The 22,384-nt window shown below is 74.3% G+C and carries 18 protein-coding genes; 10 read left to right on the top strand and 8 right to left on the bottom strand.

The genetic code is table 11. From position 1 onward, the window contains the following. The first annotated feature begins 53 nt into the window (after positions 1–53). Positions 54–1,511 carry a M1 family metallopeptidase gene (locus ACGF7U_RS11460; RefSeq protein ID WP_393105462.1) on the top strand — a complete coding sequence of 486 codons (1,458 nt, stop codon included), beginning with the start codon at positions 54–56 and terminating at the stop codon, positions 1,509–1,511. 6 nt (positions 1,512–1,517) lie between these two features. Here the strand turns inward: ACGF7U_RS11460 and ACGF7U_RS11455 are convergent, their stop codons facing one another. Then, on the bottom strand, positions 1,518–2,645 hold the full coding sequence (locus ACGF7U_RS11455) for an LCP family protein (protein WP_393105460.1): 1,128 nt from the start codon (positions 2,643–2,645) through the stop codon (positions 1,518–1,520). 135 nt (positions 2,646–2,780) lie between these two features. Between ACGF7U_RS11455 and ACGF7U_RS11450 the strand changes: the two genes are divergently transcribed. Then, entirely contained in the window at positions 2,781–4,478 is a 1,698-nt protein-coding gene (locus tag ACGF7U_RS11450) for an FAD-dependent oxidoreductase (protein ID WP_393105458.1), read from the top strand. A gap of 16 nt (positions 4,479–4,494) precedes the next feature. On the opposite strand, the gene ACGF7U_RS11445 is transcribed toward ACGF7U_RS11450, so the two are convergent. Next, positions 4,495–5,520: a Brp/Blh family beta-carotene 15,15'-dioxygenase gene (locus ACGF7U_RS11445; protein WP_393105456.1), complete on the bottom strand. Its 1,026-nt coding sequence runs from the start codon at positions 5,518–5,520 to the stop codon at positions 4,495–4,497. A 31-nt stretch (positions 5,521–5,551) separates the two neighbouring features. Further along, positions 5,552–6,250 carry a bacteriorhodopsin gene (locus ACGF7U_RS11440; RefSeq protein WP_393105454.1) on the bottom strand — a complete coding sequence of 233 codons (699 nt, stop codon included), beginning with the start codon at positions 6,248–6,250 and terminating at the stop codon, positions 5,552–5,554. A 403-nt stretch (positions 6,251–6,653) separates the two neighbouring features. Here ACGF7U_RS11440 and guaA point away from each other — a divergent pair, with 403 nt between their 5' ends. Further along, on the top strand, positions 6,654–8,207 hold the full coding sequence (gene guaA / locus ACGF7U_RS11435) for a glutamine-hydrolyzing GMP synthase (protein WP_393105452.1): 1,554 nt from the start codon (positions 6,654–6,656) through the stop codon (positions 8,205–8,207). A 7-nt stretch (positions 8,208–8,214) separates the two neighbouring features. Here the strand turns inward: guaA and ACGF7U_RS11430 are convergent, their stop codons facing one another. After that, positions 8,215–8,547, bottom strand: coding sequence for a PspC domain-containing protein (locus ACGF7U_RS11430; RefSeq protein WP_393105450.1), 333 nt, complete (start codon positions 8,545–8,547; stop codon positions 8,215–8,217). A gap of 144 nt (positions 8,548–8,691) precedes the next feature. On the opposite strand from ACGF7U_RS11430, the gene ACGF7U_RS11425 reads away from it, so the two are divergent. The 3 genes from ACGF7U_RS11425 (at position 8,692) to ACGF7U_RS11415 (ending at position 12,016) form a co-directional block, all read left to right on the top strand. Continuing rightward, positions 8,692–9,639 (top strand): NUDIX domain-containing protein, encoded by a 948-nt coding sequence (locus ACGF7U_RS11425; protein WP_393105448.1) that lies wholly within the window; start codon positions 8,692–8,694, stop codon positions 9,637–9,639. A gap of 135 nt (positions 9,640–9,774) precedes the next feature. Continuing rightward, positions 9,775–10,689: an NUDIX hydrolase gene (locus ACGF7U_RS11420; protein WP_393106239.1), complete on the top strand. Its 915-nt coding sequence runs from the start codon at positions 9,775–9,777 to the stop codon at positions 10,687–10,689. Between the two features lie 409 nt (positions 10,690–11,098). Next, positions 11,099–12,016 carry a CDP-alcohol phosphatidyltransferase family protein gene (locus ACGF7U_RS11415; RefSeq protein ID WP_393105446.1) on the top strand — a complete coding sequence of 306 codons (918 nt, stop codon included), beginning with the start codon at positions 11,099–11,101 and terminating at the stop codon, positions 12,014–12,016. Positions 12,017–12,075: 59 nt separating this feature from the next. On the opposite strand, the gene ACGF7U_RS11410 is transcribed toward ACGF7U_RS11415, so the two are convergent. The 3 genes from ACGF7U_RS11410 to ACGF7U_RS11400 all read right to left on the bottom strand — a co-directional run bounded on the left by ACGF7U_RS11410 (position 12,076) and on the right by ACGF7U_RS11400 (position 15,746). Next, on the bottom strand, positions 12,076–13,329 hold the full coding sequence (locus ACGF7U_RS11410; protein ID WP_393105444.1) for a phosphatidylserine decarboxylase: 1,254 nt from the start codon (positions 13,327–13,329) through the stop codon (positions 12,076–12,078). A gap of 162 nt (positions 13,330–13,491) precedes the next feature. Continuing rightward, entirely contained in the window at positions 13,492–14,070 is a 579-nt protein-coding gene (locus ACGF7U_RS11405; protein WP_393105442.1) for a hypothetical protein, read from the bottom strand. Then, complete coding sequence (locus ACGF7U_RS11400; RefSeq protein WP_393105440.1) at positions 14,067–15,746, bottom strand: PspC domain-containing protein; 1,680 nt, start codon at positions 15,744–15,746, stop codon at positions 14,067–14,069. The genes ACGF7U_RS11405 and ACGF7U_RS11400 overlap by 4 nt, the downstream gene beginning before the upstream one ends. A gap of 171 nt (positions 15,747–15,917) precedes the next feature. Here ACGF7U_RS11400 and ACGF7U_RS11395 point away from each other — a divergent pair, with 171 nt between their 5' ends. The 3 genes from ACGF7U_RS11395 to ACGF7U_RS11385 all read left to right on the top strand — a co-directional run bounded on the left by ACGF7U_RS11395 (position 15,918) and on the right by ACGF7U_RS11385 (position 19,224). Continuing rightward, positions 15,918–17,183, top strand: coding sequence for a PspC domain-containing protein (locus tag ACGF7U_RS11395; protein ID WP_393105438.1), 1,266 nt, complete (start codon positions 15,918–15,920; stop codon positions 17,181–17,183). After that, on the top strand, positions 17,183–17,869 hold the full coding sequence (locus ACGF7U_RS11390; RefSeq protein ID WP_393105436.1) for a response regulator: 687 nt from the start codon (positions 17,183–17,185) through the stop codon (positions 17,867–17,869). The genes ACGF7U_RS11395 and ACGF7U_RS11390 overlap by 1 nt, the downstream gene beginning before the upstream one ends. Positions 17,870–18,063: 194 nt before the next feature. Then, a complete protein-coding gene (locus ACGF7U_RS11385) occupies positions 18,064–19,224 on the top strand; it encodes a Cys-Gln thioester bond-forming surface protein (RefSeq protein ID WP_393105434.1) in 1,161 nt (386 codons plus the stop codon). A gap of 244 nt (positions 19,225–19,468) precedes the next feature. Here ACGF7U_RS11385 and ACGF7U_RS11380 read toward each other — a convergent pair whose 3' ends face one another. Next, positions 19,469–20,203 (bottom strand): PIG-L deacetylase family protein, encoded by a 735-nt coding sequence (locus ACGF7U_RS11380; protein WP_393105432.1) that lies wholly within the window; start codon positions 20,201–20,203, stop codon positions 19,469–19,471. Between the two features lie 430 nt (positions 20,204–20,633). Between ACGF7U_RS11380 and ACGF7U_RS11375 the strand changes: the two genes are divergently transcribed. Continuing rightward, complete coding sequence (locus ACGF7U_RS11375; RefSeq protein WP_393105430.1) at positions 20,634–22,277, top strand: ABC transporter substrate-binding protein; 1,644 nt, start codon at positions 20,634–20,636, stop codon at positions 22,275–22,277. The last annotated feature ends 107 nt before the right edge of the window (positions 22,278–22,384 follow it).

Here is a 22,384-nt window from a genome sequence, read left to right as displayed (position 1 = left end):
CCGGCACGGGTCGCCGGTGGGGCAGCCGGCGGCGCAGGGGAGGGGACGAGGCGATGACGCTGTCGCGGCGGGTTCTGCGCGCGGGCACCGGCCTGCTGCTGGGCGGGACGCTCGGGTTGACCGGGTGCGGGTCGGGCGACGAACCGGCCCCGGCCCCGGCCGCCGCGTCGCCCAGCGCGGCCCGCCAGTTCAAGCCCGGGGCGGCGGGCGTCGGCGACGGATACTTCCCGACCTACGGAAACGGCGGCTACGACGTCAGCCGCTACACGGTCAAGGTCCGCTACGACCCGGAGAAGGACCGGCTCACCGGCACCACCACCCTCCAGGCGGCGGCGACCGGCGACCTGTCCTCGTTCAACCTGGACCTGGCCGGGCTGACCGTGCGGTCGGTGACGGTGGACGGCGCTCCGGCGAAGCACAGCCGCAAGGACGACGAGTTGGTCATCACGCCGGCCAGCGGCCTCATCGCGGGCAACGGCTTCGTCGCCGAGGTCGCGTACGAGGGCGAGCCGGAGCCGCTGCGCAACGAGGCCCTGGGCGTCGGGGGCTTCCTGCACACCGAGGACGGCGCCATCGCGCTCGGCCAGCCCGAGTCGGCGAGCACCTGGTTCCCGGTCAACGACCACCCCTCGGACAAGGCCACCTACGACTTCGAGATCACCGTCCCCAAGGGGCTGACGGCGGTCGGCAACGGGGTGCCGGCGGGGCGGAGCACGGTCGGCGGCTGGACCACCTGGAAGTGGGCCGAGCGCAGCCCGATGGCGAGCTACCTGAGCACGGTGGTGATCGGCGAGTTCCGGATCACCGAGAGCGAGCACAAGGGACGGCCGGTGTTCCACGCGGTCACCACCGACCTGCCGGAGGGCGCGGCGGACCGGTCGATCGCCGACACGGTCGAGGTGGCCGACTACCTGGAGACCGTCTTCGGGCCGTACCCCTTCGGGTCGTACGGCGGCGTGGTGATCTCCGACGCCCGGATCAGGTACGCCCTGGAGACGCAGAGCCGCCCGGTCTACTCGGCGGGCTTCTTCCGCGCCGGCGAGAACACCGGGGTGGTCGCGCACGAACTGGCCCACCAGTGGTTCGGCAACAGCGTGTCGCTGACGAGGTGGCAGGACATCTGGCTCAACGAGGGGCTGGCCACCTACGCCGAGTGGCTCTGGGCCGAGTACGACGGCGGGCGCACCGCCCAGCAGGCGTTCGACGCCCGGTACGCCGGCTCGTCCGGTGAGGTCTGGCGGACGCCGCCGGGTGATCCGGGGGTGGAGAACCTGTTCAGCGAGTCGGTCTACCAGCGGGGCGGGATGACCGTGCACGCGTTGCGGGTGGCGGTCGGCGACAAGGCGTTCTTCGAGATCCTGAAGACGTGGACGGCGCAGAAGCGCGACGCCAACGCCACCACGGCCGAGTTCGTCGCGCTGGCCGAGCGGATCTCGGGCGAGCAGCTCGACGAGCTCTTCGACGCCTGGCTGCGCGGCAGCGAACGCCCCGCCCGGCCCGAGCGCCTGTGACGGCGGTCAGTCCTTGACGCGCAGCTCCGGGTGGGCGGCCAGGTACGCGTCCGCCCGGCCGGCGCGCAGCTCGGTGAGGAACTTCCGGCCGGTCGGCTTGAGCTGCTCGCCCCGGTAGGCGCTGCCCCGGCCCACGCCCTCGCCGGGCAGCCCGACCAGCACGAACCGGTCCGGCGGCAGCCCGCCGAGGGCGTACGCGACGTCCACGACGCGCGGCCCGCCGGCGTAGACCAGCGTCTCGCCGAGGGCGTCGACCACCTGCTGGACGCGCTCCGGCTGCCGGGCCAGGTTCTCGTCGAGGATCTTGGTGGCCAGCGCCTTGACGAGCTGCTGCTGGTGGCGCTGCCGGGCGTAGTCGCCGCCGGTGAGGTAGCGCTGGCGGGCGTAGTCCAGCGCCTGCCAGCCGGTGAGGTGCCGTTCGCCCTTCTCGTACACCATCTGCGGCCCGACGTAGCCTCCGCCGCCCGGCGCGGGCTCCCGGTGCCGGCCGTCGGGGCGGCGGTGCAGCGACACCACCCGCTGGTCGACGTAGAGGTCCACCCCGCCGAGCTGGTCCACGAGCTTGTCGAAGCTGTTGAAGGTGAGCACCGCGCCGGCGTCGATGCGCAGCCCGGTGTAGCCGCTGACCGTGCTGCGCAGCAGCTCGTACCCCTGGGCGGTGCTCGGCTGTCTGGGCTTGCCGGGCACCCGGCTGCCGTAGCTCATCGCGTGGGTGAGCTTGGTCTTCCCGCCGCGGTAGCCGGCCTTGGGAAAGGCCGGGATGTCGACCAGCAGGTCGCGGGGGAGGGAGAAGAGGTACGCCCGGTCGAGGCCCTTCGGCACGTGGACCACCAGCACGGCGTCGCCGTGCGGCTCCCAGCCGGGCACGCTGACCCGGGTGTCCACGCCGACCAGGAGGAGGTTGAGCGGGCCCGTGATGCCGGCGCCCGGCGGCGCGGTCGGGCTCGCCGTGGCGCCCGGGGTGGCCGGGCCCGGCGTCCCGGTGGCGACGGTCGGCCCGCTCGGGCGCCGCGGCTCCTCGTCGCCGACCAGCCGGGTGGTCACGAGGGCGCCGACGCCCAGCAGGGCCAACGCCGCGAGGACGGCCAGCCCCAGCAACCACCTCGGGCGCTTCCTCCCGGTCCCCTGAGCCATGCGACACCCCCGTGTGAGACAACGTGCGGACTCCGGGCCCGGGTTCGGGTGGGCGTCCCCGGATCGACGGACGGGAGCATGATCGCGCGGAAACCGGTGCTGGCGCGATGGCTACTCAGCGGTAATGATGCGTTCATGCGGTACGACGTGGTCGTCATCGGGTCGGGCTTCGGCGGCAGCGTCACCGCGCTCCGGCTGGCCGAGAAGGGCTACTCGGTCGGCGTGCTGGAGGCCGGGCGGCGCTTCGCCGACGACGAGTTCCCGCAGACCTCCTGGCGACTGCGCCGGTTCCTCTGGGCGCCCCGGCTCGGCTGCTACGGCCTGCAGCGGCTCACGCTGCTCCGGCCGGCCGACCGGCGGGCCGGCGGCGGCGTGCTGGTGCTCTCCGGGGCCGGGGTGGGCGGCGGCTCGCTGGTGTACGCGAACACGCTCTACGAGCCGCTGGACGCCTTCTACGCCGACCCGCAGTGGCGGGACATCACCGACTGGCGCGACGAGCTGGCCCGCCACTACGACCAGGCCAAGCGGATGCTCGGCGTCACCACGTACCCGCTCGTCACCCGCACGGACCGGGCGATGCGGGCGGTGGCCGAGCGGATGGGGGTCGGGCACACCTTCCACGCCACCCCGGTCGGCGTGCACCTCGGCCGGCCGGGCCAGCGGGTCGCCGACCCGTACTTCGGCGGGGCCGGGCCGGCGCGCACCGGCTGCACGCACTGCGGCGGCTGCATGACGGGCTGCCGGCACGGCGCGAAGAACACCCTGGTCAAGAACTACCTCTGGCTGGCCGAGCGGCTCGGCGCGCGGGTGCACCCGCTGACCACGGTGACCGCCGTCCGCCCCGCCGACGGCGGCGGGTACGCGGTGCACACCGTGCGCACCGGGGCCTGGCTGCGGGCGCGGCGGGAGGTGATCCACGCCGACCAGGTGGTCTTCGCGGCCGGCGCGCTCGGCACCCAGCGGCTGCTGCACGAGATGAAGGCGCAGGGCGCGCTGCCCGCGCTCTCGCCCCGCCTCGGCGAGCTGACCCGGACCAACTCGGAGGCGATCCTGGGCGCCTCGGTGCCCCGGCGGCGCGCCCGCGCCGAGGGGCTCGACTTCACCGAGGGGGTGGCGATCACCAGCTCGTTCCACCCCGACCCGCAGACCCACATCGAGCCGGTCCGCTACGGGCGGGGCTCCAACGCGATGGGGCTGCTCCAGTCGCTGCTGGTCGACGGCGGCCCGCGCCGGGTGCGCCGCTGGCTGGGCACGCTCCTGCGCCAGCCCGGCACGGCCGCCCGGCTGCTGTCGGTGCGCGGCTGGTCGGAGCGGACGGTGATCGCCCTGGTCATGCAGTCGGCGGACAACTCGCTGACCACCCGGTTCCGGCGTGGCCCGCTGGGGCGGCGCCTGGTCTCCGGGCCGGGGCACGGCGCGCCCAACCCGACCTGGATCCCCGCCGGCAACCAGGCGGTGCGGCTGCTCGCCGAGGAGATCGGCGGTACGCCCGGCGGCGCGCTGACCGAGCCGTTCGACATCCCGATGACCGCGCACATCCTCGGCGGTGCGGTCATCGGCGCCACCCCCGCCGACGGCGTCGTCGACCCCTGGCACCGGGTCTACGGCCACCCCGGGCTGCACGTGGTGGACGGCGCCGCCGTCTCGGCGAACCTGGGGGTCAACCCGTCGCTCACCATCACCGCCCAGGCGGAACGCGCGATGTCGTTCTGGCCGAACCGGGGCGACGAGGACCCGCGGCCGCCGCTCGGTGAGCCGTACCGTCGGCTGGAGCCGGTGCCGCCCCGGCACCCGGCGGTCCCGGCCGACGCCCCCGGCGCGCTGCGGAGGTGACCGGGCCCGGCACCCGTCAACGCGTCGGGCGTCGGAGCACGGGTACGCGCCGATCCGTCCAGGCGACCAGCGCCGCGTGCGGGAGGGTCAGCGCGGCCAGCACGGCGACCGTCGCGGGCAGCGGGTCCGCCCGGTGGCCGGGCCAGCTGACCAGGGCGAGCAGGGCGGTGACGGCCACCACCGTGGGAGCCGCCGCCTGCCGCGCGAAGCGACGCAGCGGCGGTCCGAACCGCCCGGCCCCCAGGTCGGCCGCGTTCCGCGGATCGTGGCGCAGCAGCCGGGCGACGTGGCGGCAGGAGTGCCAGGCCGCGAAGTACGCCCCGACGGCCAGGGACGGCGGCACGGCGCTGAACAGCGCGGCGAGGAGGACCGGCTGGACGGCGTCGCGGGCGCGTCCGGCACGCGCGTCCCGGAGCGCGGTGGCCGCGACCGCGCACAGCACGGTGGCCAGTGCCAGCGCCCGCACCTCGACGGTGAGCAGCGCCGGCGCCCCCGGGGCCACCGCCGCCAGCAGCGGGTCGACCTGGTCCCGCCACAGCACCAGCGGGATGACCACCGGCGGTCCCCCGTACGCGAGCACGACGGCCACCCTCGGCCGGATCGGCCGGCGGTCCCGCTCGGCGTGGAACGCCTCGTCGGCGGTGCCGAAGTGGACGACCGACACGACGAGGAAGCCGACCAGCGCCAGGTCCGGCGCGGCCCGGAAGGCCGCCAGCCCGGCGCCGGCCACGGCCGTGTAGGCCGCCAGCAGCGCCACGCGTGCCGACCGCGGACGGGCGCGCGCCGACAGCCACGCGGGCACCAGGTGGTCGACCGCGCCGTGCGGGAGCCCGAGGAGCAGTCCCGCGAGCAGGAAGGCCGGTGAGCTGCCCAGCCCGGCGGCGTCGATCAGCGGCGACGACGCCAGCAGCCCGCCGAGGGCGAGTTGCGACGCCGTCCCGGCGCGTCGCAGCAGCCGGTCCGGCCCCCGTGGGCCCTTCGCCGCGTCGGTCGCGTCCGGCGGCGGCCGTCGGGTCGGGGCGGGTGCCCGGCCGTCCCCCACCGGCGTTCCGGGGGCGGCCCCGCCGGCCGGGTCAGACGACGGTGAGGTGACCACGGTCGGACAGGGCGCGCAGCCGGCCGAGATCGAGGATGCTCCAGCCCACCTTCGTCAGGATGGACAGCAGGACGTAGAGCAGGCTGGTGGTGGCGGAGCCGACCAGGCCGACGCCGGCTGGGCCGATCATCCAGAACAGGGGGTAGCCCACCCAGAGCACGCTGAGCAGCAGGGCGGCCTCCGTGTACACCGCCGCGATCCCCGCCGGCTGACGCTGCGCGTGGGTGCGCAGCGGCCCCCAGATCAGGCCGTAGAGCCCGAGGAAGGCCAGGACGCCCATCGTGAACAGGGTGTAGCGGATCGTGGCGTCCGCCGCGAGTTCGGCGGTCAGCCCGCAGACGAAGACCACCAGGTTCGTCCCGGTGAGGGCGCCCGCCAGTCCCCAGCGGCGCCCGGGCAGCGAGTGCGTGGCGGTCAGCATCAGCGCCACCAGCAACAGGGGGGAGGTGACCGCCCAGTCGACGTACCGCGCCCAGTAGAGCGTGTGACCGGCCACCTCCGCCCGGCCGCCGCCCAGCGCCAGGACCAGGTACCAGGAGCCGGACCAGAGCGGGACCGCGATCGCCACCCGGTACTCGCTGGGCGGGACTCCCCGCGGGTCCGCCCGCCACCGGCTGAACAGCACCACCCCACTCGCCATGGCGGCGACGTACATCCACAGCCACCACTCGGTCATGCCCGCTCCTCGGCCGACTCTCCGGCGCGCCGTGCCCGCCCGGCTGCCGCCTTCCGGCGACCCGGGCGCACGCCGGGGTGCCGTCGCCCGCACCCGTCGGAGGCCTCGTGCGTGAGCCGGTGCCGGACGGTAGGGACACCGTATACAGGCCAAAAGCCGCATACGTACCTAATGGCTCCCCTCGGTCGGGCGGTGGCGCGACAGATCACCCGCACGGTGGCCGAGGTCACCTCCGGGGCGGTGCGCGGCGTCCGGCTCCGCGTCGTCGCGCTCGGCCCGGCGCCGCCGAGGGGTGCACGCGCCCGCCGACGACGGTCGCGCCCGGCCACCTGGGGGCCGACCGCGGTGGCGTGGTGGCGGACCGGCGGGGGGCGCGGCGGCGTCGTCGGTAGGATTTGCTGCCATGAGCACGCCTCGCCCCGTCCTCGTGGTGGACTTCGGAGCCCAGTACGCCCAGCTCATCGCGCGCCGGGTGCGCGAGGCCAACGTCTACTCGGAGATCGTGCCGCACTCGATGCCGGTCGCCGAGATGCTGGCGAAGGACCCGGCCGCGATCATCCTCTCCGGCGGCCCGTCCAGCGTCTACGCGCCGGACGCCCCGCAGATCGACGCCGGCATGTTCGACTCCGGGGTGCCGGTCTTCGGCATCTGCTACGGCTTTCAGGCGATGGCCCAGGCGCTCGGCGGCACCGTGGCGCGCACCGGCAACCGCGAGTACGGCGGCACCCCGCTGCGCGCCCGCCCCGAGGCCGGCGTGCTGCTCCATGAGCTGCCGGACGACCTGCCGGTCTGGATGAGCCACGGCGACTGCGTGACCGAGGCCCCGGCGGGCTTCACGGTGACCGCCGAGTCGGCGGGCGCGCCGGTCGCCGCGTTCGAGGACCTGGCCGGCCGGCGGGCCGGCGTGCAGTTCCACCCGGAGGTCGGGCACACCGCGCACGGCCAGGAGATGCTGCGCCGCTTCCTCTACGACATCGCCGGCATCGAGCCGACCTGGACGCCCGAGAACATCATCGACGAGCAGGTCGCCCGGATCCGCGAGCAGGTCGGCGACAAGGAGGTCATCTGCGGCCTGAGCGGCGGGGTCGACTCGGCCGTCGCCGCCGCGCTGGTGCACAAGGCGGTCGGCGACCAGCTCACCTGCGTCTTCGTCGACCACGGCCTGCTGCGCGCCGGCGAGGCCGAGCAGGTGGAGAAGGACTACGTCGCCGCCACGGGCATCAGGCTCAAGGTGGTCGACGCGCAGGAGCGCTTCCTCGGGGCCCTGGCCGGGGTGACCGACCCCGAGCAGAAGCGCAAGATCATCGGCCGGGAGTTCATCCGGGTCTTCGAGGCCGCCGCGCGGGAGATCGCCGCCCACGGCGACGTCGAGTTCCTGGTGCAGGGCACCCTCTACCCGGACGTGGTCGAGTCCGGCGGCGGCACCGGCACGGCCAACATCAAGAGCCACCACAACGTCGGCGGCCTGCCGGAGGACCTGAGGTTCGCCCTGGTCGAGCCGCTGCGCACGCTGTTCAAGGACGAGGTCCGCGCGCTCGGCCTCCAGCTCGGCCTGCCCGAGGCGATGGTCTGGCGGCACCCGTTCCCGGGCCCCGGCCTGGCCATCCGGATCATCGGCGCGGTCGACCGGGAGCGGCTCGACCTGCTCCGCCAGGCCGACCTCATCGCCCGCGAGGAGCTGACCGCGGCCGGCCTGGACCGGGGCGTCTGGCAGTTCCCGGTGGTGCTCCTCGCCGACGTGCGCAGCGTCGGCGTGCAGGGTGACGGCCGCAGCTACGGGCACCCCGTGGTGCTGCGGCCGGTCTCCAGCGAGGACGCGATGACCGCCGACTGGTCCCGGCTGCCCTACGAGCTGATCGCCCGGATCTCCACCCGGATCACCAACGAGGTCGCCGAGGTCAACCGGGTGGTGCTGGACGTGACGAGCAAGCCGCCGGGCACCATCGAGTGGGAGTGACCCGGCCTCACGCCGCCGGCGGGTAGGCCGGCGGCGTGGGCTGCGCCACCGTGGGCTGCGCCACCGTGGGCGGCGCCACCGTGGGCGGCGCGGGCCGCGCCGGGTGCGGCCAGGCGGGGGCGTCCGCCGGCTCCTCGGGCATCAGGAACCACATGATCGGGTACGCGAGCAGCGCGAGCCCGCCGGTGAGCAGGCCGGTGACCGCGAAGACCACCCGGACGAGCGTGGGGTCGACGGCGAAGTAGCGGCCGAGGCCGCTGGCCACCCCGGCGACCATCCGGTCGGTCACGGGGCGGCGGAGCTGCTTGTACGGGGGCTGGGAAGGGGCGGTGGAAGTCATGCCTCCACCATCCGCGCCGGCGACCCGGGCGACCTCGGTGACCGCCCGGAGCCGTACCCTGACCTGCCCCTGAGGCGCGAGTCTTGAGTCAGGAATCTGACTCTTTTCGATGGAGGTAACCCGGGCCGGGGAGAATTTGGCCCCGTGACCACCATGCTGGAGCCGCTCCGCAGGATCGCGGCATACGCAGTTTGTGCTGATTCAGTCGGCCGAGTGTTGCTGGTCCGCGCATCGGAGCGCTCCGGCACACCCGGCACGTGGTCGCTGCCCGGCGGGGCGGTCGATCACGGCGAGGACCCGCACCACACCGTCGTCCGCGAGACCGCCGCCGAGACCGGCCTTTCCGTCACCGTCGACAGCCTGCACGACGTGCTGGCCGACATGCGGGCCCTGCCGGACCGGGGCATCACCATCCACACCGACCGCCTGATCTACCACGTCTCGGTCCGGGGCGGGACGCTCGCCGACCGGGTCGACCGGCCGACCGACCTGGCCCGCTGGTTCACCCCGGAGGAGGCCCGCGAGCTGCCGCTGCGGTCGTTCACCGCGCGCGCCCTCGGCCTGCCCGCCTCGTCCGCCGACATCGTCCCGGACGAGCCGCCGGAGTTCCCCTCGTTCTACGCCGTGCCCGGCCCGGACGGGCTGCACCGCGCCCAGCGCTTCGCGGCGTACGCGGTGGTGACCGACCCGGACGGGCGGGTGCTGCTCACCCGGGTCTCCGACGGCTACCCGGGCGCGGGCTGCTGGCACCTGCCCGGCGGCGGCACCGACTACGGCGAGCAGCCGGGCGCCGCCCTGATCCGCGAGCTGGTCGAGGAGACCGGGCAGACCGGCCGCCTCGTCGAGCTGCTGGGCGTCGCCAGCCACCGGGACGCCGCGTCCCTGGGGCCGGAGGGCTACCCGATCGACTGGCACGGCGTGCGCGCCTTCTACCGGGTCGTGGTCGACCAGCCGGCCCCGCCCACCGTCGCCGACGTCGGGGGCTCCACCTGCGAGGCGCGCTGGTTCGCCCGCGAGGAGCTCGGCGCCCTGCCCACCGACCGCCTGACCGAGGTCACGGCGGAAGCCGTCCAGGCCGCCCGCCTGGCCTGACGCCGCGTCCCGCCGCCGTGGGCCCCGCCCCGGCCTGCGTTGATCATGAGGTCGTCCGGGCGGCACGCCGGGCCCGCTGCCGCTAGCCTCATGATCGACGTGAGCGGGTCGGTGCGGCGGGGGGAGTGCGGGCGGGTGGAGGAACGGCGGCGGGTCGGGGCGTACGGGGTCTGTCGGGGCTCGGACGGGCGGGTGCTGTTGACCCGCGGTGCGGCCTCGTGCCCGTTCCCCGGGGTCTGGCAGTTGCCCGGTGGCGGGTTGGCGCACGCGGAGGATCCCGCGCACGCCGTGGTCCGCGAGTTCGCCGAGGAGACCGGCCTCGCCGTCGAGGTGACCGGCGTGCGGGCCGTGCTCGCCGACGTGACGACCTTCCGTGACCTCGGCGTCGCGGTGCACACCGACCGCCTCGTCTTCGACGTTGCGGCCCGCGACGGCGAACCGCGCCCAAAGCCGGCCGGCGGCAGCGACGCGGTGGCCTGGTTCACCCCCGACGAGGCGACGGCGGTGCCACTGATGCCGTTCACCGCCGAGTTGCTCGGACTCCCCGTCGCGCCCCTGCCGGCCGACCTGCCCCGGTCACTGCCACGCGAGGGCCGGCCGCCGGCCGACCGGCGGCAGCGCTTCGGGGCGTACGGGCTGGTGACGGACTCGGCCGGGCGGGTGCTGCTCACCATGATCGCGGACGGCTACCCGGGCGCCGGCCGGTGGCACCTGCCCGGCGGGGGCACCGACCACGGCGAGCAGCCGGTCGCCGCGTTGCTGCGCGAGCTGGTCGAGGAGTCCGGCCAGCTCGGCCGGGTGGTCGAGCTGATCGGCGTGAACAACCTGCACAACCCGGCCGCCCTGGGGCCGGAGGGGCGTCCGCTGGACTGGCACGGCATCCGGGTGATCTACCGGGTGGCGGTCGACGCGCCCACCGAGCCCCGGGTGACCGAGCTGGCCGGTGGATCCACCGCCCGGGCCGGCTGGTTCGCCCCCGAGCAACTCGCCGACCTGCCGCTCACGGAGATCGCCGCCGTGGCGCTGGGCCGCCGGTCGCCCCGCCCGTAGGGGCGTCGACGGTAGGGACGTCGTTCCTCGTCGGCGACGGCCCGTAACCGGACACCGGGGCAGGCGGCACGCGCTCGCCGAGCCGCCGGCGAGGGCGTCCGGTACATTCGATGTGGGGTTGGTGGAGGAAACGGGCGATGGAGCCCGAGATGGGAATAGAAGAGCGGTTCGCGCGGTTCAGGGAGATATAAGTACCGCCGGCAGCTATCGCCAATCCCCGTTCGCCTATGCGATGGTGTACTCCGCAAAATGGCTGCCGGGCCAGAAAGGTCCGGCACGAGACAGCCGGACACCCGCCTCCGTGGCGGTCAGCCGATCCGGTGATGGAGGAAACGTGCCGAGAGCCCCATGGCGCCGGCGTCGTACGACTGACAGTCCGCGTCCCGCAGGACGTCGCTGGGCTGGCCCCTTGCGCCGCAGCAGCACCTTCGCCCGGCAGGTGCTGCTGGTCCGGGTCGGCCGCCGCGACGGCGACCTGCGCGACGCCACCGACCTGTCGCTGCCCGAGCACCGCTACACCGACCGGCCGCGCCGCCGCTACGGACCGAGCCGGTTCCAGCGCGCCGAGGTCGAGTCGATCGTGCCGGTCAGCCCTGCCCTCGCGCCCGCGACCCCGGCCGACGAGCCGGCGATGTCGATCCCGCTGCTCCCCGGCGAGCGGACGGTGGCCCGCCGGATGAAGTTCGCGGTGGTCAACGCCTGCACCCTGAGCAGCCTGATGCTCGGCATGCTGGCGATCTTCCTGGCCATGCAGGGCGAGGTGCGCATCGCCGCGCTGTGCCTGATCGCCTGCGTCGTCTTCGACGGCCTCGACGGCGCGCTCGCCCGCAAGTTCGGCGTGGCCAGCCCGTTCGGCGCGCAGATGGACTCGCTGGCCGACATGTGCTCGTTCGGCCTGGCCGCCCCCGTGGTGGTCTACGCCTCGCTGGCCGGCTCGGTCTCCACCCCGGCGGCCGCGGTGGCGTGTGCCCTCGTCGCGGCCTGCGCGGCCATCCGGCTCGCCCGGTTCAACGTCTCGCCGAAGGACGGCCGGTTCTTCTGCGGCGTGCCCACCACGATGGCGGCCGCCGTCCTCGCCCTGACCGTGGCCATCGGGCTGCCGGTGCCGGGCACGGTCCAGGTCGCCGGCGTGGCGCTGCTCGCCTTCGCCATGGTCTCCAGCTTCCCGTACGCCAAGCTGGCCCGCCTGGTCAAGCTGCCGCCGTGGCTCTGGCTGGCCCCGGTGATCGGCGCGCTGATCGACATCCGGCTCACGTTCGCCCTGATCGTGGTCGGTTATCTGGTCAGTGGCCCGGTGCTCTGGCTCCGCCAGCGCCGCACCGCCTGACCCCACGTACGCCGAAGGGGCGCCGCGATCCCGCGGCGCCCCTTCGCGTGTCTCCCCGCTCAGCGCCAGCGGGCGATGACGGTCGAGCCGCCGACCACCTTGTCGCCGGGCCCGACGAGCGGCTCGGCGGCGTCGGCCGGCAGGTAGACGTCGGTGCGCGAGCCGAACCGGATCAGGCCGAACCGCTCACCCCTGGCCAGCAGCGAACCGATCGGCGCCCGCTGCACGATCCGCCGGGCGATCAGGCCGGTGCGCTGCGCCACGACCACCGTGCCGTGCGCCGTCTCCAGCACCGTGAACGCGGCCACGTTGTGCTCCGCGGCCGGCTTCATCGCGTTGGCGAAGCCGCCGTCGGCGACGAAGTAGTCGACCACCTTGCCGGCCACCGGGGCGCGGTTGACGTGCACGTCCAGCACCGACAGGAAGACGGCGATCCGCAGCCACTCGCCCTCGCCGAAGCGCTCGTCGTGCAGCCGCTGCACCGACAGGACCTGGCCGTCCGCCGCGGCGACCACCGCCGACGGGTCCTCCGGCACGTCGCGCTCCGGGTCCCGGAAGAAGGCGGCGACCGGGCCGGCGGCCACGGCGGGGAGCAGCCAGAGCTTCGACTTCGGCCGGGCCAGCCGGGCCAGCGCGGCCAGGCCGAGCGTGATGCCGGCGGCGGCGACCCCGTTCGAGTCGATGTGCATGCCGCGGGTCAGCGGCACGCTCGACGGGCGGTGCGCCGGGGCCAGCCGGGCCGCGGAGGCGGCGTCTGCCGGGGTGAAGCGGAGCCGGTACACCCGCAGCGGCGGAGTGTTGCGCAGCACCAGGTCCGTGCCGACGCCGTACAGCGCGCCCTGCCGGTCCAGTTCCCCGGCCGCGCCCGCCGTACGCCCCGGCGTGGCGGTCGTCGCCACGCTCAGCACGGCGCCGTCGGTGAGGTACTTCGCCAGGCCCTCGACGGCGCCCCGGGTCTCGTCGGCCGTGCCGGTGAAGGGTTCCCCGGCGATGACCACCGCGGCGGGCTCGGCCTCGGCGAGCGTGTCGACCACGCGGACCCGGTCGGCGACCCAGCGGCCCTGGGCGGTGACGTGCTCCCGCAGCGCCTGCGGGTTGGTCGATCCGGCGGGCACCAGCGTGAGGGTGTCGCCCGGCAGCAGCGCGTCGATCGCGGCGGCCAGCACCGTGGACTCCGGCGCCGCGCCGACCAGCAGGGCGGCCTTCGGGTCGTTCATCCGGGCGAGCTCGGTGACGAGCGTACGGGCGGCTCGCTCGCCGATGCGGACCGGACCGGACCGGCCCGTGGTGCGCACGGCGGGGGACTGCGTCATGTCGACGGGCTCCTGACGGGGTAGAGACGGGAAGCGCGGCGGGACCGCCACGGCGGCGCGGTCCGGCCGGCTCGGCGGCCAGGTCGGCACGGGCCGGCCGGCGGAGGCGGGATCTCCACCGGCCAGCATAGGCGGCTGCGGGCGCGGGCCGCACCGCTGTGGTCAGCCGCGACGGCGCTCCTCACCGGCCGGCGGGCCGCTGGTCGGGCGTGGTCGGTCGTCCTCCTCGGCGGCCCGGTCCTCGACCGCGTCGGCTCGGACGTCGGTGACCGCCTCGGTCGGCCATTCGTCGGCCTCGTCCCCGAGCCGCGAGCCGGCCGTGGGCCCGCCCGACATCGGCGCGGACACCTCCCACTCGGACCGCCCGCCCCGGTCGGACGGCTGGCCCCAGTCGGGCTGCCCAGCGCCCCACGTCGCCGGATCGTCGGGCGGGGCCGCCCGGTCCGGGTCCCACGCGGTCGGGTCGGCCCCGGCGGCGTACCGGTCCGCCTCGTCGCCGGCCGGGGCCGCGGCAGCGGGCTCGTCGCCGGCCGGGGTGGCGTTCTTCCCGGCGGCGGAGCGCCCGGAGCGCAGTGCGCCCACCAGGCCCAGGATGCCGATGACGATCAGCGCGCCGGCCAGGAACCAGCCGACGGGTGGCAGGGCGAGCCCGAGCAACTGGGCGAGCAGCCACCACGCGGCGAGCCCGACGAAGATCAGCCCGAAGGCGAACGACACGATGTCGGTGCGGTGGGCCTTCACCGGGTCACCTCCAGGTTGCCGGCGTTCACGTGGATGTAGAGGCGCAGCGTGCCGCCGCCGGCGCCGTCGGCGCCCAGGTCGGTCGTCTCCCGCAGCGGGCCGTCCAGCCCGCCGGAGCGCTTGCCGAAGACGACCGCGTCACCGGCGTTGACGTCGGCCACCGTGGTCACGTCGACGCCCGGCGGCACCACCACCGTGCACTCGCCGAAGTTGATGGCGACGGTGATCTCGGTGGTCTTCTTGTCGAAGTCGACCGCCCGCAGGTCGAGGATGGCGTCGCCGAAGCTGTTCTCGTACCGGACGGCGAGGTCGCGGTGGTCGGTGGGCGCCCAGGTCACGTTGCCGTCGACGCCCCGGATCCGGTCGTAGGACTCGGTCACGGTGGCCACCCCGAGCGCGGCGGCGGCCACCAGGCCGAGCGCGATCAGCCACCGGGCCCGCCCGAACCAGGTGCCGACCAGCAGGCCGAACCCGATGGTGGCCAGCGTGGCCGCGAAGTACGCCGACGCGCGGACGTCGAACACGTCCAGCAGGTCGAGGACGGTGACCACGCCGAGGGCGAGGAAGATCAGCGAGAAGGTCACCGCGCCGAGCGGGGACCGCTCACGTGGCCGCTTCGGTGGCTTGACGGGCGGCAGCGGTGGCAGCGGCGGAACGGGGGTCTGCCCGGCGTACGGGCCGTGCGGGGCGAACGGGGGCCGGTAGCCCGGCGGCAGCGGCGCGGGACGGCCCGCGACCGGTGCGCCGCCCGAGGTCGCGGCGGGCCAGCCGGAGGTGGGCGGGGCGGGCGGCCAGCCGGCGGCCGGGGTGCCCGCCGGGAAGGGTGCGGGCGCGGCGGGCGCCCAGGCGGGCGGCTCGGCCGTCGGCGCGGCCGGCTGGCCCGAGACCGGGAGGCCGGCCTCCTGCGCGGCTGGCTGGCCCGAGCCCGGGAGGCCGGCCCCCTGCGTGGGTGGGACCGGGGTTCCGCCGGGGGCCACGGCGACGCTCGGCGGGGCCGGGTACGCGGCCGGCGCGGGGTAGCTGACCGGCGGCACCGGGCCGGGCGGGGCGGGCGGCGCGGGCGGGACGGCACCGGCCGGCGCGGCCGGGGCGCCCCGGTTGTCGCGGTTGAGCATGAGCGCCCCGCCGATCAGGATCGTGGCGCCGAGCAGCACCGCCCGGAACGCGTCGGTGACGATGTAGCCGAAGCTGATCGCGACCAGGATGCTGAGCACGATCACGGTGACCGGGGACATGCTGGACCGGCCCCGGCCGAGCATCGACTCGACGGGCGAGGCGCTGTCCCCCTCACCGGGGATGATCAGCCAGGCGGTGACGTAGACCAGGATGCCGATGCCGCCGAAGAAGCCGAGCACCGCCAGCAGCACGCGCCAGAGCACCGGGTCGGTGTTGGTGGCCCGGCCGATCGCCGCACAGACGCCGGCCAGGTAGCGGCCGTCGCGGGGGCGGACCAGCCCGTACCGCGAGGTGAAGCCGACGCCCCCGAACGGCGGCTGCGGCCCGGGGCCCGGGTCGGCGCCGGGCGGCGGCGTCCCCCCGGCCGCGTCCGGCGCGGCCACCGGCGGCGACGTCCCGAACTCGGCGGACGCGCTCCCGTCGGCGGGCGTCGCGGCGGGCGGCGGTCCGCCCGGCTGTGCCGCCCCGGGGCGCGGGGACTGGGCAGCTTCCTCGGTCATGCCCTCGATCCTGCTGCCCGGAACGCCGGACGACCTCAGGACCCGACCCTGACGCCACCCTGAGATACGGGCGGACGGAATGTCGGGGGCGTCCCCGTGGTCGCGCGGCGGCGCACCGTGTGACGATCGAACCGGCGCCGGCAACGGACGGCCGCCCGCCCCGTGCCAGTCGTGACCAGGGAGCCTCCGATCGACGCCGTGACCCACCCTCCTCGCCTCTACCGAGCCCCCGAGCACCGGATGGCCGCCGGGGTGGCCGCCGGCATCGCCGACCACCTCGGCATCTCGGTGCTCCGGGTGCGGGTCGCCTTCATGGTGCTGCTGGGGCTGAGCGGCTTCGGCCTGCTGCTCTACGCGGCCTTCTGGGCGGTCGTGCCGCTGCGGCCTGGCGACACCGCCGTACCGCCCCGTCGCGACGTCGGGCAGCTGCTGCCGTTCGTGGCGATCGGCCTCGGCGTGCTGATGGTGCAGGTGATGGTCTTCGACTCGGTCGGCGCGGCCGGCACCGCCGGCTGGCTCGTCGCGATCATCGCGGTCGGCGCCGGGGTGATCTGGCACCAGTCGGCCCCGGAGCGGCGGCGGCAGTGGGGCGACACCATGCCGGTGCCCTGGCTGGGCGCGGTCGTGGAGGAGAGCGACCGGCGCGCCTTCGTGCTCCGGTTCATCGGTGGCGGGGTGCTGGTCGCGGTCGGCATCATCGGCGTCGCCGCGGTCTACTCGCCGGCGCAGAACTTCGACGCGGTGCTCAACGGCGTGATCTTCGCCCTGGTCGGGCTGGCCGGGGTCGGCGTGGTGGCCGCGCCGGTGCTGTGGCGCACGTACAACCAGCTCCGCTCCGAGCGCGAGGGGCGCATCCGCGAGCAGGAGCGGGCCGAGCTGGCCGCCATGGTGCACGACCAGGTGCTGCACACGCTGGCCCTGATCCAGCGCAACGCGGCCGACGTCAAGACCGTCCAGCGGCTCGCCCGGGGGCAGGAACGTTCGCTGCGCAACTGGCTCTACAAGCCCACCGGATCGCCGACCGAGCGCTTCGCCGCCGCCCTCGAGCAGGCCGCCGCCGAGGTCGAGGACACCTTCGCGATCACCGTCGAGGCCGTGGTGGTCGGCGACCGGGAGACCGACGAGCGGGTCGGGGCGCTGGTCGCCGCCGCGCGCGAGGCGCTGGTGAACGCCGCCCGGCACGCCGGGGTGCAGACGGTCTCGCTGTACGCCGAGGTCGAGCCGGATCAGGTCAGCGTCTTCGTCCGCGACCGGGGGAAGGGCTTCGACCCGGATACGGTGGAGGATCACCGGCACGGCGTCCGGGGCTCGATCATCGGGCGGATGAAGCGGCACGGCGGCCGGGCGGAGATCCGCTCCGGGCCGGGGGAGGGGACCGAGGTCCGGTTGATCCTGCCGATCTCCCGGGACTCGTCCACAGCGGAAAGGGACAAGTGATGACCGAGCAGTCGATGGAACCGGTCGAGGGAGCGGGTGCCGGCGCGGAGCGGCTGCGGGTCTTCCTCGTCGACGACCACGCCATGTTCCGCGCGGGGGTCCGCGCCGAGCTGGGCGCCCACGTCGAGGTGGCGGGGGAGGCGAGCACGGTCGCCGAGGCGGTCACCCGGATCGCCGCCACGCTGCCGGACGTGGTGCTGCTCGACGTGCACATGCCCGACGGCGGCGGCCGGGCGGTGCTGGAGGCGATGCGGCGCACCCACCCGCAGGTCAAGTTCCTGGCGCTGAGCGTCTCGGACGCGGCCGAGGACGTGATCGGGCTGATCCGGGCCGGTGCGCGGGGTTACGTCACCAAGACCATCTCCCCGGACGAGCTGGCCGCCGCGATCCGCCGGGTGGCCGACGGCGACGCCGTGTTCAGCCCCCGGCTGGCCGGGTTCGTGCTGGACGCGTTCGCGGCCCGCCCCGACGCGCCGGTTGCCGACCCCGAGCTGGACCAACTCACCAACCGCGAGCGCGAGGTGCTGCGGCTGCTCGCCCGGGGCTACGCGTACAAGGAGATCGCCAAGGAGCTCTACATCTCGATCAAGACGGTCGAGACGCACGTGTCGAACGTCCTGCGCAAGCTCCAGATGTCCAACAGGTACGAATTGTCCCGGTGGGCGGCGGACCGACGACTCGTCTGATCAAATTCTCTTCCCCATCATTTCGGGCGGAAGCGACGAATGTGACCCACAGGGGCTGACAAACGATCAATTCCCGTCCCATAATGCCCCGTCGCGTTCTCGCGTGCGGGTGGTGCGAAATCCCGCGGGAACGGCGGCTCCACTCCGACCCGCCGTGGGCGCGGGTCACCCCTGGGGAGAGGTACACGAATCTGATGTTCGGACAACGAGGACGGCGCTGGGCGCGGATCGCCCTGGTGACCGTCGCCGGTGGCGCGCTGGCGCTCGGTTTCGCCGCGCCGGCCGCCGCAGCCGACACGACCGGTGTGGCCAAGTCGGTCAAGGGCAGCAGCGTCAAGCTGATGCTCAACGGGGCGCCGAAGAGCGCCAGCGCGTTGGCGCTGGAGATCGACGGCAAGCTCGTCCCGACCTTCTGCATCGACTACCGCACCAACGTCGCCATCGACGGGAAGTACAAGGAGGGCACCTGGGACGAGTCCCAGGTGAAGAACCTCGGCAAGGTGCAGTGGGTGCTCACCCACGGCTACCCGAACGCCGAATCGGCGAAGCTCCTGGCCGCCGCCGGCGCCACCATGCCGGCGAAGGCCGACGCCAAGAAGCTGCTCTACTTCGGCACCCAGACCGCCATCTGGCACTTCAGCGACGACGTCACCCTGGGTGACTGGGTCGCCGACAAGGGCCTGCTCGGCAAGCAGCAGTACGACGTGGTCAAGCGGGTCCACGACTACCTCGTCGCCAACGCCACCGACCAGCCGGAGCCGAAGGCCGAGCTGAACGTCGACCCGGCGAGCGCCAAGGCCACGGTCGGCGAGAAGGCCGGCCCGTTCACGGTCAAGGGCCCGGCCGGCGAGATCGCCCTCAAGGTCAGCGGCGGCACGGCGGTCGACGCCGAGGGCAAGCCGGTCACCACGACCACCAACGGCGGGCAGTTCTGGCTCGTCGCTGACGGCGCCGGCGAGGTGAAGGCCACCCTCTCCGCCGAGGGCTCGGTCTCCTTCGGCCGCGTCTTCCTCTTCACCGGTGACCGTCCCGCGCAGAAGCTGATCCTCGGGGGCAGCACCGGCGAGACCGTGACCACCAGGGCCGAGGCCACCTTCACCGCCGCCCCGACCGAGTCGCCGTCGCCGAGCGCCCCGGCGGAGTCCCCGTCGCCCAGCGTCCCGGCGGAGTCCCCGTCGCCGAGCGCCCCGGCGGAGAGCCCGGCCCCGTCGACCTCGCCCGCGAGCAACGGTGGCGACCTGCCGCTGACCGGCTCCCCGATCGCCGCCGCCATCGCGGCCGGCGTGGCGCTGCTGGCCGCCGGCGCGGTCGCCGTGCTGGTGGTGCGCCGCCGCCGGCTGCGCTTCACGGCCTGACCGACATCCGCTCCGCGGCTCCGGCCCCGGCACCCGTTTGACGGGGTGCCGGGGCCGGACCCGTTCCGCGGGGTGCCGGGGCGCGACCCGTTCCGCGGGGTGCCGGGGCGCGACCTGTTCCGCGGGGTGCCGGGGCGGGACCTGTTCCGTGGGGCCGGATCCGTCCGCGCCGGTCGGCGCCCGATCCTGCCGGCGTCATCTGGGGCGGCCCGGCCCGGTCCGCCGCCGTCGGACGGCGGCGGCGTCATCCGGTGCGCAGCACGGTGAACGCCTCGGCCATCCGGCCGGCCGGCAGCCCGGCCTCGTCCGCCGCGGTGGTGAGCCGGTCCCGCACCCAGGTCTCCACGTCCATCCGCGCGGTCTGCGAGCGGTGCGCCCGCATGGCGGCGACCTTGCGCGCGTACTGCCCGGTGACGTCGACGGCGTGGTCCGGCGCGGGGCCACCGGCGTACCAGACCTCGCGGACCACCCACGGCCGGAGCCCTTCGGCCAGCAGGTCGGGGTGGGCGAACGGGTTGCGCGCGTCCGGGTAGACCGCGCAGGTGGTCGCCTCGCCCACGGCGAGGTGGTCGGGGTGGCCCGGCCCGGCGAGCTGTTCCCACCGGCGCAGCGGCGAACTGGTCAGCACCCGGTCCGGCCGGTGCCGGCGGATCGCCGCGGTCACGTCCCGGCGCAGGCCGGGCGTCGGGGCGAGGGTGCCGTCGACGTACCCGTCGAGGAACTCCACCTGCCGGACGCCGACCGCGGCGGCCGCCGCCCGCTGCTCCTCCTCCCGCAGCCGGGTCACCGACTCGCGCGGGACGCCGTCGCAGCCGCCGGCCTCGCCCCGGGTGACGACCAGGTACGCGACGTCGATACCCTCCCCCACCCAGGTGGCTATTGTGCCCGCACAGCCGAAGTCGATATCGTCCGGATGGGCAAAAACGGCCAACGCCCGGACGACGTCGGAAAGCGCGGGAGCGGACGCGGGGAAGCTCACAATCGCCGAGCCTACGCCGGCCGCCACCCGCGTCTGACCGCGTTTTGCCTGCTCAGGGCGGCGCGGCCGACGCATTTCATGATCTTTCCTCAAGTATCGGCAACGTGGCGACCAACTAACGGCTTGATAACGGCACCTTCACGGAACGGGCCGGTGAGTGTCACAGTGGCAGCACCTCACCCCTCGTGTGAGGCACTCCGCACGACCCGACGACCACGGCCCCCGTCTGTGAACGGTGCTCCGTGGTGGTCTCGCGTGCGCGGTGTCGAGCCCGGCGGGGCGGGGTGGCCCGGCGAATCGGTGCAGCCCCTTGTCCCGATCTCACTGCGGTGGAACCGGTGTCCCGCGCTGCGGGCCGCCGGACGTGTCACCCCCCATGCGTGCGTGAAACCCACGACGGAACCAGGTTAGAAAGAGGAGGCCCCTCGGAATGAGAGTCTCGAAGCGGGCAAGCAGCGCGGTCGCGCTGGGCGCGGCGTTCGCGCTCGTCGCGACCGGTTGCTCGAGCAGCGACGGCGACGGCGGCGACGCCGGCGCGAGCGCCGACGGCGCGATCACGATCGAGGGCACCCAGCCGGAGGTCGGCCTGGTCCCGTCGAACACCACCGAGACCGGTGGCGGCAAGATCATCGACTGGGTGTGGACCGGTCTGGTCGAGTACCCGAACGACGGCAGCGCCCCGCGCAACGCGGTCGCCGAGTCGATCGAGACGACCGACTCCAAGGTCTACACCATCAAGATCAAGAAGGACACGAAGTTCCACGACGGCACCGTCGTGAAGGCCAAGAACTTCGTGGACGCCTGGAACTGGGGCGCCTACTCGCCGAACGGCGCGCAGAACGGCAGCTTCTTCGCCGACATCCAGGGCTTCGCCGACGTCCACACCGAGGACCCGGACGGCGCCGAGGGCCCGCAGAAGGCCCCGGAGCCGAAGGCCAAGGAGATGTCCGGCCTGAAGGTCATCGACGACTGGACCTTCGAGGTCACGCTGGCCGCGCCGACCGCCGTGTTCCCGACCAAGCTCGGCTACAGCACCTTCATGCCGCTGCCGGACGCGTTCTTCACCCAGGGCGCGGAGGCCTTCGGCAAGAAGCCGATCGGCAACGGCCCGGTCAAGTTCGTGTCGTGGGAAGACGACGTCCAGATCAAGCTGACGCGCTTCGACGACTACACGCTGCGCGACAAGATGAAGATCAAGGACGTCACCGTCAAGATCTTCCAGGACGACACGGCGGCGTACAACGACCTGCTCGCCGGCAACCTGGACTTCATGCAGCAGGTGCCGGTCTCCTCGCTCGCGGGTGACAAGTGGAAGCAGGACCTGGGCGACCGGGCGATCTCCTCGACCACCCCGTCGACCGGCATCATCGCCTTCCCGATCTACGACCAGCGCTTCAAGAACCCGAAGCTGCGCAAGGCGATCTCGCTGTCGATCAACCGCCAGGAGATCAGCGACAAGATCTTCTTCGGTAACCGCAAGCCGGCCGACAGCTGGGCCAACCCGCTGACCCCGGGTGCCAAGCCGGGCAACTGCACCGCCTGCCAGTTCAACGTCGACGAGGCCAAGAAGCTCCTGGCCGAGGCCGGCGGCTTCAACGGCGAGCTGGTCATGTACTACAACGCCGACGCCAGCCACAAGGAGTGGATGGAGGCCGTCGCGCAGCAGGTCAAGACCAACCTGGGCATCAACGCCCGCGCCGAGGGCATGCCGACCTTCGCGGTGTTCCGCCAGAACATCAACGCCCACAAGATGAAGGGCATGTACCGCGCCGGCTGGCAGCAGGACTACCCCGACGTGGAGAACTGGGTCAACCCGCTCTACGTGACCGGTGGTTCCTCGAACGACGGTCTGTACAGCAACAAGCAGGTCGACGCCCTGGCCAAGGAGGCCAGCTCGGCGCCGAGCCTGGAGGCCGCGCACGCCAAGTTCGCCGAGGCTGTCGCCCTCATCGACCAGGACGTCCCCACGGTTCCGATCTACTTCGGCGGCCAGCAGTCCGGCCACTCGGAGAAGATCAAGAAGCTGGAGCTGTCCAACGTCGGCGAACTCGACCTCACCTCGGTCGAGCTCTGATCCGAACGGTCTGACCCCGGGTCGGGGGGGGGGGGGGGGGGGGGGGGGGGGCCCGCGCCCGCGCCGCGCGGGGGGGGGGGCCCCCCCCCCCCCCCCCCCCCCCCCCC

Origin of the sequence: Micromonospora sp. NPDC047670, from assembly GCF_043204915.1 — a bacterium.
Classification (GTDB): domain Bacteria; phylum Actinomycetota; class Actinomycetes; order Mycobacteriales; family Micromonosporaceae; genus Micromonospora.
This window is presented reverse-complemented; position numbering and strand designations above follow the sequence as displayed.